General features: G+C 38.7%; 14 protein-coding genes. 10 read left to right on the top strand and 4 right to left on the bottom strand.

The features are described 5' to 3' along the window. Positions 1 to 6: 6 nt before the first annotated feature. Positions 7 to 1,479 (bottom strand): ketol-acid reductoisomerase, encoded by a 1,473-nt coding sequence (ilvC, locus tag CWB75_RS09355; protein ID WP_138570486.1) that lies wholly within the window; start codon positions 1,477 to 1,479, stop codon positions 7 to 9. A gap of 137 nt (positions 1,480 to 1,616) precedes the next feature. Between ilvC and ilvY the strand changes: the two genes are divergently transcribed. From ilvY to CWB75_RS09325, 6 genes are all read left to right on the top strand, one after another. After that, on the top strand, positions 1,617 to 2,522 hold the full coding sequence (ilvY, locus tag CWB75_RS09350; protein ID WP_138570485.1) for an HTH-type transcriptional activator IlvY: 906 nt from the start codon (positions 1,617 to 1,619) through the stop codon (positions 2,520 to 2,522). A gap of 90 nt (positions 2,523 to 2,612) precedes the next feature. After that, positions 2,613 to 3,659, top strand: a complete 1,047-nt coding sequence (locus CWB75_RS09345; RefSeq protein WP_081374092.1) for a GGDEF domain-containing protein — start codon at positions 2,613 to 2,615, stop codon at positions 3,657 to 3,659. 237 nt (positions 3,660 to 3,896) lie between these two features. Continuing rightward, on the top strand, positions 3,897 to 4,610 hold the full coding sequence (locus tag CWB75_RS09340) for a MipA/OmpV family protein (protein WP_502704780.1): 714 nt from the start codon (positions 3,897 to 3,899) through the stop codon (positions 4,608 to 4,610). Between the two features lie 13 nt (positions 4,611 to 4,623). Then, entirely contained in the window at positions 4,624 to 4,989 is a 366-nt protein-coding gene (locus tag CWB75_RS09335; protein ID WP_010387982.1) for a DUF3019 domain-containing protein, read from the top strand. 14 nt (positions 4,990 to 5,003) lie between these two features. Then, positions 5,004 to 5,696, top strand: coding sequence for a response regulator (locus CWB75_RS09330; protein WP_010387984.1), 693 nt, complete (start codon positions 5,004 to 5,006; stop codon positions 5,694 to 5,696). Positions 5,697 to 5,722: 26 nt separating this feature from the next. Continuing rightward, entirely contained in the window at positions 5,723 to 6,958 is a 1,236-nt protein-coding gene (locus CWB75_RS09325) for an ATP-binding protein (protein ID WP_054201689.1), read from the top strand. A gap of 107 nt (positions 6,959 to 7,065) precedes the next feature. On the opposite strand, the gene CWB75_RS09320 is transcribed toward CWB75_RS09325, so the two are convergent. Both CWB75_RS09320 and CWB75_RS09315 read right to left on the bottom strand, forming a co-directional pair. Continuing rightward, positions 7,066 to 7,287, bottom strand: a complete 222-nt coding sequence (locus tag CWB75_RS09320; protein ID WP_138570484.1) for a DUF3820 family protein — start codon at positions 7,285 to 7,287, stop codon at positions 7,066 to 7,068. A gap of 285 nt (positions 7,288 to 7,572) precedes the next feature. Next, positions 7,573 to 9,144, bottom strand: coding sequence for a cation:proton antiporter domain-containing protein (locus tag CWB75_RS09315; RefSeq protein WP_109874882.1), 1,572 nt, complete (start codon positions 9,142 to 9,144; stop codon positions 7,573 to 7,575). 310 nt (positions 9,145 to 9,454) lie between these two features. Between CWB75_RS09315 and CWB75_RS09310 the strand changes: the two genes are divergently transcribed. Together CWB75_RS09310 and CWB75_RS09305 are read left to right on the top strand one after the other, a co-directional pair. Further along, the gene (locus CWB75_RS09310; protein WP_109874306.1) at positions 9,455 to 10,198 is read left to right on the top strand and encodes a sporulation protein; all 744 of its coding nucleotides are present in this window, start codon (positions 9,455 to 9,457) and stop codon (positions 10,196 to 10,198) included. A 51-nt stretch (positions 10,199 to 10,249) separates the two neighbouring features. Beyond that, positions 10,250 to 10,693: a GNAT family N-acetyltransferase gene (locus CWB75_RS09305; RefSeq protein ID WP_054201688.1), complete on the top strand. Its 444-nt coding sequence runs from the start codon at positions 10,250 to 10,252 to the stop codon at positions 10,691 to 10,693. Positions 10,694 to 10,741: 48 nt separating this feature from the next. On the opposite strand, the gene CWB75_RS09300 is transcribed toward CWB75_RS09305, so the two are convergent. Beyond that, a complete protein-coding gene (locus tag CWB75_RS09300; protein WP_138570483.1) occupies positions 10,742 to 11,950 on the bottom strand; it encodes an MFS transporter in 1,209 nt (402 codons plus the stop codon). A 341-nt stretch (positions 11,951 to 12,291) separates the two neighbouring features. Between CWB75_RS09300 and CWB75_RS09295 the strand changes: the two genes are divergently transcribed. Both CWB75_RS09295 and CWB75_RS09290 read left to right on the top strand, forming a co-directional pair. Then, entirely contained in the window at positions 12,292 to 12,714 is a 423-nt protein-coding gene (locus CWB75_RS09295; protein WP_010391213.1) for a hypothetical protein, read from the top strand. After that, entirely contained in the window at positions 12,711 to 12,908 is a 198-nt protein-coding gene (locus tag CWB75_RS09290; RefSeq protein ID WP_008108814.1) for a helix-turn-helix transcriptional regulator, read from the top strand. The genes CWB75_RS09295 and CWB75_RS09290 overlap by 4 nt, the downstream gene beginning before the upstream one ends. Positions 12,909 to 12,926 lie beyond the last annotated feature (18 nt).

The following is a 12,926-nucleotide window of genomic DNA, read 5'->3' as shown; positions in this document are numbered from 1 at the left end:
ATAGGGTTAAACTATTTTTTTCATTGCTGACATATAGCCACGTAATTTAGCACCAATTTTCTCAACAGGATGTTCACGCAGTGCGGTATTTATTTGAATCAAGGTTTGATTATCTACTTGATTACTCTGCTCATTTAAGCCTTTGCCAATAACATCAGTATCAATATCTTGCATAAATTCTTGTAGTAGCGGTAAACATGCATGGTTGTATAAGTAGCAACCATACTCTGCAGTATCTGAAATAGTACGATTCATTTCAAACAGCTTTTTACGTGCAATGGTGTTAGCAATTAACGGCGTTTCATGCAGTGACTCATAATAAGCTGATTCTGCAATAATACCGGCTGCAGTCATGGTTTCAAACGCCAGCTCTACGCCTGCTTTAACCATGGCTACCATTAAAATGCCGTTATCAAAAAACTCTTGCTCAGTAATTTCTACATCACCCGCTGGGGTTTTCTCAAAATGAGTTTCCGCGGTTTCAGCACGCCATTTTAGTAGGTTAGCGTCATCATTTGCCCAGTCTTCCATCATGACTCGTGAAAATGTGCCATCGATAATGTCATCTTGATGTTTGTTATACAGTGGGCGCATGATTACTTTTAATTGCTCGCTTAATTCAAACGCTTTTACTTTGGCTGGGTTTGATAGGCGGTCAAGCATATTAGTAACACCGCCATACTTAAGTGCTTCTGTGATCACTTCCCAGCCATATTGAATTAGCTTTGAGGCATAACCGGCATCAAGGCCTTTATCAATCATTTTATCAAAACATAAAATAGAGCCAGTTTGTAGCATGCCACATAAAATGGTTTGCTCACCCATTAAGTCAGACTTAACCTCGGCGATAAACGATGATTTAAGTACTCCCGCTCGATGACCACCCGTACCTGCGGCATAGGCTTTTGCTTGTGCCAAACCATGACCCTGAGGATCATTCTCTGGGTGAACCGCAATTAATGTAGGTACACCAAAGCCGCGTTTATACTCTTCACGTACTTCTGACCCCGGGCATTTTGGTGCAACCATAATAACGGTAATGTCTTCACGAACTTGCATGCCTTCTTCAACAATATTAAAGCCATGTGAATAGGCAAGGGTTGAGCCGTGTTTCATTAATGGCATGATGGCATTAACAACTGCAGTATGTTGTTTATCAGGTGTTAAGTTAAGTACTACATCGGCTGTTGGGATTAATTCTTCATATGTACCCACTTTAAAACCATTGTCAGATGCATTTAAGAATGACTGACGACGCTCAGTAATTGCTGAATCACGTAGTGTATAGGCTACATCTAAACCAGAATCACGTAAGTTTAAGCCTTGATTTAGGCCCTGAGCGCCACAGCCTACAATTAACAATTTTTTACCTTTAAGTGCAGCAACACCGTCGTTAAATTCGTCTGCGCCCATAAATTCACATTGTGCCAATTGCGCTAATTGTTCGCGTAAAGGTAAGCTATTAAAATAATTTGCCATGATAAGTTTCCTATTAATTCAGTTTGTTAGATGCATTGCTTTTGCTTTGCTTGGAATAACAATATGGAAAATCTTTTCTTGCGTAAAATGATATATTTGAATTAAAGTGTTTCATAATATGAAATACCGGTGTTGTTATGGATCATAAGCATTTAAATTACTTTTTGGCGTTGGCAAAAACGCTTCATTTCTCTCGTGCCAGTGAGTTATGCCACATAAGTGCGCCCACTTTAAGTCGTAATATTAAGCAGTTAGAAGATGAAGTAGGGGTGATGTTATTCCAGCGTGATAATCGCAGTGTAAAGCTTACCCGCGAAGGCGTTGCATTTAAGGAGTATGCCAGTGCAACACTTAGTCATTGGCAGCGGTTTAAAGCTAATTTAAACGAACCGCAACAACATATTTATGGCAATGTGAGCCTTTATTGCTCCGTTACCGCGTCTTACAGTTTTTTGCATCATATTTTAGAGCAACTGAGAGCTCAGCATCAGCATATTGAAATTACCTTAAATACGGGCGATCCCGCCTTGGCTATTAACCGAGTGTTAGATGGACATGAATCTATGGCCATTGCAGCCAGACCCAGTAAATTACCTGCACAAATTGCATTTGTAGATATTGGTTACTCGCCACTGGTATTAATTGCGCCCACTATTCAATGTCCGATCACAGAAAAACTAATCAATAACAGCGAGACTATTGATTGGTCTGAGCTTGAATTTATTGTTGCTGAACAAGGGTTTTCACGACAAAGGTTAGAGCAGTGGTGGCGAAAAAATAACGTGCAAGGAAAAATCTATGCACAAGTCGCTGGGCATGAGGCTATGGTATCTATGGTGAGTTTGGGCTTAGGCGTGGCCATGATCCCAAAAATTGTTCTCGATAATAGCCCTTTAAACGATAAAGTTCAGATTTTGGATAGCAAAGATGAGCCCCCACAAGGTTTTAAAATTGGCCTAGCGGTATTACATAAAGAATTAAATGATCCTGCTATTAGTGCACTGTGGAATATTGCACAAAATATGGGAGAAAACACAATATAGGCTTGTTGGATGATAAAAAAGTGTTAATATAAACCGCTAATATTTATGTGTTTGTTAACATCTTTGTTGTGATGTCTGAGAGTTTCAATTATGGATAATACTGCCTCACTTGCTCATTCTGCCCAGTGTTTAAAAAAAGCCATTCCACTTATGGTGAAGTACAAAATGCCAGTAACGCCAATAAACTATGCGATTTGGTACTGTTATGTACAGGGCGATAACCCGCAACTAAATACAGAGCTTGATAAAGTTATCGGTCAGCACAATACTTGCTCAGCTCAAAATGCACAGGAAATATTTGATAAATACATAAACGACGAAGAATTAGCGTTTTTTCAACAAATGTCTGAAAAATTTCATGGTACGGTAGAGCAAGTACAGTTTGACTTGAGTGACTCTATTCAGTATTCAAAAAGCTTTACTACTTCGTTAGTTGACTCACAAAATGAGTTAAAAACACTCTCTAGCATTAACTCATTTAATGAAATTCTATCTTGTGTTGAACGTCTAACAGATGAATCAATCGCAATGCAAGATTATGCTCGCGGTTTCCAAACTAAATTAGCGCAAGCATATAATGAGATAAAAGATTTAAGAGAAGCCCTCACTATGACTCAAGAAGCGGTTGATAAAGATTCACTAACGGGGTTATTTAATCGCGGTAAGTTTGATACTGACATAGTCGAGTTTTGTGTTCATGCATCTTCACAAGATGAGCAATCTAAGTTAGCCGTGTTAATAATGTTCGATATTGATCACTTCAAGCGTTTTAATGACGATTTTGGTCACCAAAAAGGCGACGAGGTACTCAAACTTGTCGCTCAGAAAGTTCAAAATTGTGTGCAAGAACAATATAATGCGTATCGTTTCGGTGGTGAAGAATTTTGTATTACAGGTTACTTTGATAGCATTAATGATGCGATGACATTTTGCAATCAGTTGCGTTTGAGTATTGCTAAATTAACTATTCGTAAAAAAGAAGATAGCGATAATAAACGTAATATCTCAGCAAGTTTTGGTATTGCTTTAATGGAGCCTTTTAGTAAAAGCTGTTTATTAGTAGAAAAGGCTGATAGAGCACTTTATTTGGCTAAAACCCATGGTCGAAATCGAGTTGAAATAGCCGCTAATTTGTAAACGTGTTCCGTTTGTATCAAATTTGTTAATGATTGTAACCCTCTAGAGCTTGTACTTATACTACTTGCTACTATAGGGTCAAAGCCACTTTATAAACTAGTGAATAACCCCATGGTGTTATATCTGAGAATAAAAATATGCATTTTATTGGCGTTGTTTAGCGCTAATGCCTTTGCTCAGACGCAGCAACACATCTCTACTGATGAGCTTAAAATTAGTGTCAGCTTAGGGGGGGGAGTGATTAGTAACCCTTTACATGGTGCAGACAACATTCCTTTGGTGGTGGTTCCACAAGTGGCTTATTATGGCCAAAATTGGTTTTTTGATAACGGTCGTTTAGGCTATTCTTTTATACAAAGTGATACGCATAACATTAGCTTTGTGTCAGAAATTAACCCAGAATCACGATTTTTTATTGACTGGCACCCGCAAAATATATTCCCGCTCACAGCAACGGCTAATAACGAAATATTAGAATCGCAACACATTGAATCTCCTCGCCAGATTAATATCAATAATATTCAAAAAAGACGAGTGGTGCTGGATGCCGGCGTCAGTTATGTTTTTGTAAAACAACAACAGGTATTTTCTGCGCAATTATTGCATGACGTAAACAGTGTTTATAATAGCTTCAGGGGCTCGCTACAATGGCAATACCATTTTGATCTTAAGGTGTTAGAACTTAAATCGACCTTAGGCGTAAACTACAAATCAGCACAACTAAATAACTACTTTTATGGCTTAAACAATACAGAATCTTTATATGGTGAAATAGAAGTTGGTAGTAGCTGGCAACCTTATGCTAAAATCGACGTCCGTTGGCCGGTAGGTAAAGCCAACGCACTTCGTTTTCATTTAGCATATTATGACTATTCAGCAATGGATAGCAGTCCGCTCTTTGAACATGACTATTCAATGACCGCCTTTATAGGATTCGAACATACATTTTAATATGAAGTGTTTTATGTTGGTTGTGTTTGCAGCTTCATTTTTTAGCAACCTAAGTGTTGCAAAAGCCTCTTCACTTAACGTATCACCCAAAGTCTGTGTGGTTTCCGAACAACAAGAATTTTGTGATCTTGAGTTAAAATTTAAGTGGCAACTGTCTGAGCCAAGTGATGTGTGTTTATACCAGCAAGATACCCAATTGCAATGTTGGCAAGGGGTAAAAAAAGGGCAATTTAGTTATAAAGCGCGTGTTCAGGTGGAGACCATATACTCCCTGATTAATCCCCTTACAGGTGTGTCATTAGCGAGTGTGCAAGTAGAAGTGCAAACTGCATACGCTAAGAAAAAACATCGGCTACGCTCACCTTGGAGCTTTTTTTAATTTAGGAGCAGTAAATGCCAAAGATATTACTTGTTGAAGATGACTTAGGGTTGCAACAATTAACCAAAGACTATCTTGAGCATAATGGCTTAGAAGTTGACGTATTAGAACGCGGTGACGAAGTGTTTCCTTATCTGAGTGAAAACCATGTTGATTTAATCATTCTAGATGTGATGCTGCCAGGAAAAGATGGCTTTAGTGTGTGCCGTCAAGTGCGCGACAAATACACCTTACCTATTTTAATGCTTACTGCAAAGGGCGAAGATTTTGACCAAGTTATCGGCTTAGAACTCGGTGCTGACGATTACGTTATTAAACCTGCAGAGCCGCGCGTACTATTGGCGCGAATTAGTGCATTATTACGCCGTGGACAGCCTAGCGTAAAAGCCATAGAAGAGCTTAAGTTTGGTGACTTATCAATAGATAAAACTAGCCGTATTGTAAAGCTAAGTGGTGTTGAAATCGTATTAACCTCACATGAGTTTGAATTGCTGTGGTTATTAGCTTCAAATGCAGGAGAAGTGCTCAGCCGAGAACACGTGCACCAACATATGATTGGACGTGAGTACGATGGGCTAGATCGAACCGTTGATGTACGTGTGTCTCGAATTCGTAAGAAGCTTGGTGATAACAGTGATAAACCATACCGTATTAAGACAGTGTGGGGACAAGGCTATTTATTTGTATCAGATGCGTGGGACATGTAATTAATGCAAGGTATTAGGCTAGGTTAATGGGAAAGCTATTTATTAGCCTTTACGTGTATATTATTGCTTCTTTGTTTATTGCCAGTGGTGTTATAGAGCAGCTTTGGCCGTATGATGAATCTGAGCAACATGTTTTGTTAGATAATGAATTTGGGCAGTCGTTATGGCTGCTTTCTCAAACTGCAGATGGTCTTGAGCAGCTAAAGCATAATTTTGATAGCCAAGTTATCGCCCAACAAGATTTGGTTCTCCCTCCTGAGCAGCAAACACAATTAGCTCAAAATAATTACCTTTACTTGTACGATAAGCAGCAACGTATTGTTTGGTATGTCACTTTAAATAACTCTCAGTTATTACAAGTAGGTCCTGTAGGTGTTAAAGCTAAAAACACTGGGACCGTGATACCTTATTTATTAGTTTTATTTATTATTAGCTTACCGATAGGGTTATGGAGCTTATTGTTATGGCGAGATTTTGCCAAGCTCAGTCAAGCCTGTGAAGCGGTCGGTGGGGCGCAAGATTTTCAATTAAGCGACAGCTCTAAATCATTCTTTTTACCCATCACTGATACATTAAAAGTAATGCAGCAACGGATAGAGTTTTTACTGAGTGCTCAACAAGAACTGACCTCATCAGTGTCACATGAGTTCAGAACACCATTAGCCCGTTTGAAGTTTGCAATCGCAATGTTAGAGAGTAAAGTTCAAGATGGCAAAGCACAGCACTATTTATCTGATATGCAAATGGATATTCATGAGCTGGAATCCTTGGTATCAGAAATGTTGGAATACGCTCGTTTAGATACACAGCAACCAAGCTTGCAATTGGTTCCCTGTGATATCGTCGCATTAATTAAAGCTAATATCGAAAAAGTAACTTTTGATACACCTATTAAATTAACCACAACGTTACCGAGTCAATTTATAAACGTATGTGATAGTCATTTCATGTCGCGAGTGCTACAAAATTTAATTAGTAATGCACTGAAACATGCTACGCAAACTGTGCATATTAGTTTAACTGCCAACGCCGAAAAGTTATTTCTGGTGATTGAAGATGATGGCCCAGGTATTGCGGATGCTGAACGTGAGAAAGTGTTTAAACCTTTCACCCGTTTAGATAAAAGCCGTGATAAAAAAACCGGTGGGTTTGGATTAGGGCTAGCAATTGTAAATAAAATTATTAGTTGGCATAAAGGGCAGTGCAAGATTGAAGACTCACCACTGGGTGGGGTTAAGTTTATTATCACCCTCGACAACTAAATCCCAAACAATAAAAAAGCGCCATAAAGGCGCTTTTTTGCGGTTTAAAACCAAAAAATCAACAAGTAGCAAATAGATAGACAGACCACTTATAAAAAAGTTCTATTTTATTTACTATTTTTTTCTAGTAGTGGCATCAGCATTTGCTCTAAACCATTAAGCTTCACTTCGTACATCATAGCGAGCTGAGAGCCAAGCTTGCTATCAGAAAAGCCTTGCTGTTTAAACCACACTAAGTAAGGCTCAGGCAGTAAAAGTAAAGGGCGTCCTGCATATTTGCCAAATGGCATAATGGTGTTAATCGCGATTTTTAGTTGTTGAGGATCCATTACTGACATCTTTTATAAATAATGGGGATAAGTGTAAGGGATTTTAAGGAAATAAAATAGGCTGTAACGGGCAAGTAACAGCCTATTGATAGAGGGAGTAGGCCCTCTAATTTGAGAATCTTATTGGTCACTTAAAAGCAAGGGGTCCGTTATTTGTCTTTTATAAAACACAAACTTAGGTATTAGCTTTATTCAACCAACACAGACATTTTACCTGATTTTTTCACCAATAAAATACTCAGATGTAAAGGAATGTAAATGCAATCTATTTGCATCTAAGTCCGATTACGGAAACAAGGTTTGCTTTACATGCTCCGCAAAACCGCTACCAGCCTCTAAATAAAAGTTATAAGTAGAATCTATTCCCATATCTTCTAATTCTTTTTGCTGATCGGGGTAGTTAGCAATCGCAGTTACTTGCCCTTTATAGCCTGATGCTTGTAATTGCTCTAAAGCAAAAATATTTTGCATATGCTTAGGCATAGTTAACATGACCATTTCTACATGAGAGTGATTAACGCGCTGCCAAAAATCAGGGTCGGTGGCATCGGCAATTAATACTCTGCGTCCACGTTTAATATGTTTATCGACCACCTCAGGTTTAATATCAATACCTGCAACTACATCAGGGTGAGTTGCGTTTATTGTTTCATAGGCACCAGTGCCAATTCTACCCATACCAAAGATCACTATTTTCGTATCATTTAAGTTTACAGGAAGCTCTTCTGCTAAGCGGGTCTTGCTTTCAAACTTCAATAAGAGGCGTTCAATTTTAACGTACAGCTCGTTAGAGCGTTTATTTAAAGGGGAGGCAATCACAAATGTAATTGATACGGCAATCGCGATAACCGCGAGCCATTCAGAGGTAACCATGCCGCTAGATGCAGCAACGGCACAAACAATTAAGCCAAACTCACTAAAGTTAGCCAAACTAAATGCGGTGAGCAAAGAGGTACGAGCTCGCAGTTTAAATAAATTAGTTAGTATGTAGTAAAGCAGCGTTTTAATAGGGATAATTAATACTAAAATTAAAGCAACGACTAAAGAGTGGGCAGTAAGCTCTGCACTTAAACCAATACTTAAGAAAAAGCCAACCAGTAGTATGTCTTTTAGGCTAAGCAGTGATTTAGACAGCTCACCAGCTTTTTTGTGAGGAGCGAACATCATGCCAATGATCAATGCGCCTAAATCGCCTTTTAATCCTGCGAATTCAAAGGCATTGTACCCAGCTACTAATGCAAAGAAAAAGCCAAATAGCGGCAGTAACTCACCGTGTTTAGAGCGGTTTAAAACCCAGTACATAATTGGGCGAAACAAAGGTAGTGCAACAATTAACCCTAAGGCCCAAATGTTCGGTACTTTACCTGTACTGACCGCTAAGAATATGACTGCAAATATATCTTGCATAACCAAAATACCAATGGCTATTTTACCGTGCAAACTTGCCATTTCACCGCGTTCTTCAAGTACTTTTACAGCAAATACCGTACTCGAAAAACTTAAAGCAAAGCCGACTAACAATGCACTTTGCCAGCTTAAATCGACAAATAATGGCAGTGCGAATACACCAAGCAGCAACATGAAGCCACTAAACAATGCGCTACTTAAAATAATATGTATGGTGGCAGGAGCCCACACTTGTGGTTTTATAAGGTTAGCAATTTTTAGTTTGAGGCCAATACTAAAAAGTAGCAGTGTGACCCCTAAAGAGGCAATCGTTTCGAGTAGCTCCGTGCTTTTGTAACCCGCTAAATTAAGAATAAATCCGGCCATAAGAAAGCCGATAAGCGGCGGTAATTTTAGCTGATATATACCAAAACCGCAGACGAAGGCGGTAGCAAAATAAATTAGTTCCATAGTTATTAGTATCACTGCACTTGGCATTGTAGTGTAGCGAAAAACAATGCTTATTGACAATTTATCTACTTATTTCCTACTGCTAATTGGCTGATAGTGAGTATTTATCACCTGATTGCTAAAACACCTTTATGTATGCATAAAAGCGGCTGTAAAGTACAAAAAACACACATAAATGGCTGGTTTTATGGTAAACAGCATGTAAATAGCAGTTTTTCGCTGACAAGCGCTTTTAAATGTGGTTAAGATGCCATAACGAAGGAGTTTAAGTGTAAGCAAACAAGTGTATTGCTTAGCTTAAGGAGAAAATATGTTTAAAAAGATTTTAGCATCGGTAGGCATTGGTGCCGCCAAGGTGGATACTATTTTAGAAACCGAGCATCTTCAGCCTGGCCAACTATTCAATGCACAAATTGTTATTAGTGCAGGTGATGTAAGTCAAGAAATTGCGGGTTTAGATTTAATGTTAGTTACTCGGGTTAAAGTAGCCAGTGAAGACGGTGATTACTTTACTAATCATGTTATTGATCAATGGCGCATAACTGACATTGGTACTGTTGAGCCTGGTGAAGTTAAAACTATCCCATTTGAAGCCCGTTTGCATTCAGAAACACCAATTACTGAAATTAATGCCGGTTATAACCAGTCTTATGTGTGGTTAGAAACAGGGCTTGATATTGACCTTGCGCTTGATCCAACAGATAAAGACCATTTGCACATCTATCCGAATGAAGCAGTTAAAACCTGTATGCAAGCAATGGAGAAGCTAGGATTTAGTTTAGTTAAAGCAGATGTAGAGCAAGGCCATTTACGTGCATCTACTTTTCAATCTGTGTCTGGGTGTTATCAAGAGCTTGAATATCAACCAAATAGTCGCAGCTTATTTGGCATAAAGGAAATTGAACTGTCGTTTATTCCTGAAGCGCATAAAACGCATGTACTGATTGAGTTAGACAGAGCATTTAGAAGTGACGGTTATGTCGATTTAACTATCGAGCATGATCATGTTAACTTATCTCAGTTATGTGATCAGTTAGAGCGATTATTTGCTTAATAAGATTATGGGGCCTTTTAGTAAGGCCCTGTAATAATAAAAGGTGTTTAAATGGCGTTTAAATGTGAGCCATTCTCTGCGCTCGACTCCCAAACCCTGTTTGCAATAATGCGTGAACGTGTTGACGTATTTGTTGTAGAACAAGCGTGTCCTTACCCCGAACTTGATGATGTGGATATTGCAGATGCTACTCGCCACTTGTATTCACTCAATAGGCAAACAGTAAATGCCTATGCCCGTTGTTATGAAAAAGATGCACAGTATAGTGCGATAGGGCGCGTTTTAGTTGCTCAATCACAGCGCAGCTCTGGTTTAGGCAAAGAATTAGTTAGCCAGGCTATTGCCTGTTGTAGGACTCAGTGGCCTACTCGTGATATTTATATAGGCGCACAAACCTACCTACTAAATTTTTATCGCTCATTTGGTTTTGAGTGTGTTGGGGAGGAGTACCTAGAAGATGGCATACCCCATCAAGATATGATTTTAAAGCAGTAAGATAATTTTCAGTATAACAAGAGCCGTTATACGCGGCTCTTTTTATACTTAATACGCTGCAGCCGTTTGTTTTGCGCTTTTATTGTTTATTTGTATAAAGCTAAGCCACCACATAAATAACCCGCCTAAAAATAATGCTCCTGCAACATACCCGGTTTGATTTGGTTGTGCCCCCTGTGCAATAGCAATGCCGCCTACCCATGGGCCAATTGCATTAGCAATATTAAAAGCACATTGTACGAGAGCACCAATCATGGCATGGCCATTGGGCGATACATCCATTAACAGTGTTTGCACTAAAGTAGAAAGCCCTAAGCTACAGCCAATAAAAAAGATCACCAGATAAAGTAAGTAAATATTATAGCTGGCACTTACATATGCAAATGCAAAAATAATAGTTGAGGCAAGGGTTAGTCCCGTGGTTTTAATTGCCGATTTATCGGCTGCTTTTCCTAGTATGTAATTACCGAGTGTGGAGCCAATACCAAACATCACCATCGCAATTGAAATAGTATAGGCGGGTGATTGGGTTACATCTAAAATAGTGTCGGCCACGTAGGTATAAATACAAAATACGCCACCAAAACCAATAATAACAATACCCAAAATAGACCAAACCAGTTTATTTTTTAATACCCCTAACTCGTTTAGTAAATTAGATTTTTGAGTATTTTTAACATTGGGTACCACGTAATAAACAAAAATAAAGGCAATAAACGCCAGTACACCTGCCCCGGCTAAACAATAGCGCCAACTCAAATTTTGCCCAACGAGCGTTACTACAGGTACACCTACAATGGTTGCGACTGTCAGCCCCATAAATACTTTTGACATAAAGCTAGCACGCTTTCCAACAGGCGCTATATCTGAGGCCAATAATAAGGCTGCGCCAAAATATGCGCCATGGGGTAAACCACTTAAAAACCGAAACAGTACAAGTTGCTCTAATGAGCTAGCTAAGGCGCTTAAGCTATTAGCAATACACATTAAACTTAAAAATAGTAACAGCGCTTTTTGTTTACGCATGTTTGCTGTTGCCAACATTAAAATAGGCGCGCCAACAACCACTCCAAGAGCATAAGCACTAATGGCATAACCACTTTGTGATGGGGTACTACCAAATGCTTCACTAATTAATGGCAACATAGGCATCATAGAAAATTCAGATAAACCCAAAATAAAGGTGCCTAGCGCAAGTACAACTAAAATAGCGGCTCTATTGGGCTGACTCGACGGCGATGTAGTATCAACGGCCATGTAAAATCCTTGAAGGTATTGAATAAAATTTAATAGCAAACAAAACGCCTGTACGTTTAAAAAATACAACACACACGTTTATTTAAAATTGAATATGGGAATGAGGAATAAAGAGACTGACATTTTAAATTAAAAGCCTCCTCCCGTCATGGTCTAAACCATAGTTTAAGATGAATAAAATTTAACTTAAGCAAACGAAAGGCTGGTTTATATGGGCTTGCAAGCCACTCGCTCATTAAAAACAAGATATGTTAGATTTAAATGTAATGTTAACTTGACTTTTTGTATGGTATGAATGATATTTGTAAAGTAAGCGTTACTTTTGAAACAGGATTAAAGCAATGAAAACAGAATTAAATTTAAAACAACGCCAAATTAAAAATACTAGCTACTTGGTTAAATGTACCTTGATTTGGTTACTCACCTTAGCGTTATGTAGCTTTGGCCCGACATTAATTTGGGATCGCGCCGAGATAATTAGCGGCTTTTTTATAGTTGTAAATGTAATAGCCGGCATTGTAATGATTTTGGCTAACAAACGTTACTTACAGGGGATGGATGAGCTGATGCAAAAAATACATCTCAGTGCCATGGGGTTTACCCTAGGTGCAATATTGGTAGGTGGGCTTGCGTACACTAATTTGCAATTGAGTGGCTTAATTGATTTTAAAGCACAGATACCCGATTTAATGTTTTTAATGGGAGCAGTGTATTTAATTAGCGTGTATGTACTTAACAAACACTATTGTGCAGGTGATGAATGAAAAACCGATTAAAGGTATTAAGAGCCGAGCATAACTACACCCAAGCAAGGTTGGCCGAGCTGCTAGATGTTTCTCGCCAAACTATTAATGCGATTGAAAAAGGTAAGTTTGATCCCAGCTTGCCACTGGCCTTTAAGGCAGCAAGGTTGTTTGAGTTAAAAATAGAAGATATTTTTGACGACGAACAGGGTTAAAAATTAACAAAGTGCGAC

This window comes from Pseudoalteromonas sp. S1608, from assembly GCF_005887265.1.
GTDB classification, from domain to species: domain Bacteria; phylum Pseudomonadota; class Gammaproteobacteria; order Enterobacterales; family Alteromonadaceae; genus Pseudoalteromonas; species Pseudoalteromonas undina.
Note: the sequence above shows the minus strand (reverse complement) of the source record. Positions and strands in the feature narration are given on the sequence as shown.

Excerpts from the sequence above, each read along its gene's own strand:
- CWB75_RS09335 (WP_010387982.1), top strand. The coding sequence starts at position 4,624 with ATGTTGGTTGTGTTTGCAGCTTCATTTTTTAGCAACCTAAGTGTTGCA.
- CWB75_RS09305 (WP_054201688.1), top strand. The coding sequence starts at position 10,250 with ATGGCGTTTAAATGTGAGCCATTCTCTGCGCTCGACTCCCAAACCCTG.
- CWB75_RS09345 (WP_081374092.1), top strand. The coding sequence starts at position 2,613 with ATGGATAATACTGCCTCACTTGCTCATTCTGCCCAGTGTTTAAAAAAA.
- ilvY (WP_138570485.1), top strand. The coding sequence starts at position 1,617 with ATGGATCATAAGCATTTAAATTACTTTTTGGCGTTGGCAAAAACGCTT.
- CWB75_RS09290 (WP_008108814.1), top strand. The coding sequence starts at position 12,711 with ATGAAAAACCGATTAAAGGTATTAAGAGCCGAGCATAACTACACCCAA.
- CWB75_RS09325 (WP_054201689.1), top strand. The coding sequence starts at position 5,723 with ATGGGAAAGCTATTTATTAGCCTTTACGTGTATATTATTGCTTCTTTG.
- CWB75_RS09315 (WP_109874882.1), bottom strand. The coding sequence starts at position 9,144 with ATGGAACTAATTTATTTTGCTACCGCCTTCGTCTGCGGTTTTGGTATA.
- CWB75_RS09310 (WP_109874306.1), top strand. The coding sequence starts at position 9,455 with ATGTTTAAAAAGATTTTAGCATCGGTAGGCATTGGTGCCGCCAAGGTG.
- CWB75_RS09330 (WP_010387984.1), top strand. The coding sequence starts at position 5,004 with ATGCCAAAGATATTACTTGTTGAAGATGACTTAGGGTTGCAACAATTA.
- CWB75_RS09295 (WP_010391213.1), top strand. The coding sequence starts at position 12,292 with ATGAAAACAGAATTAAATTTAAAACAACGCCAAATTAAAAATACTAGC.
- CWB75_RS09320 (WP_138570484.1), bottom strand. The coding sequence starts at position 7,287 with ATGGATCCTCAACAACTAAAAATCGCGATTAACACCATTATGCCATTT.
- ilvC (WP_138570486.1), bottom strand. The coding sequence starts at position 1,479 with ATGGCAAATTATTTTAATAGCTTACCTTTACGCGAACAATTAGCGCAA.
- CWB75_RS09300 (WP_138570483.1), bottom strand. The coding sequence starts at position 11,950 with ATGGCCGTTGATACTACATCGCCGTCGAGTCAGCCCAATAGAGCCGCT.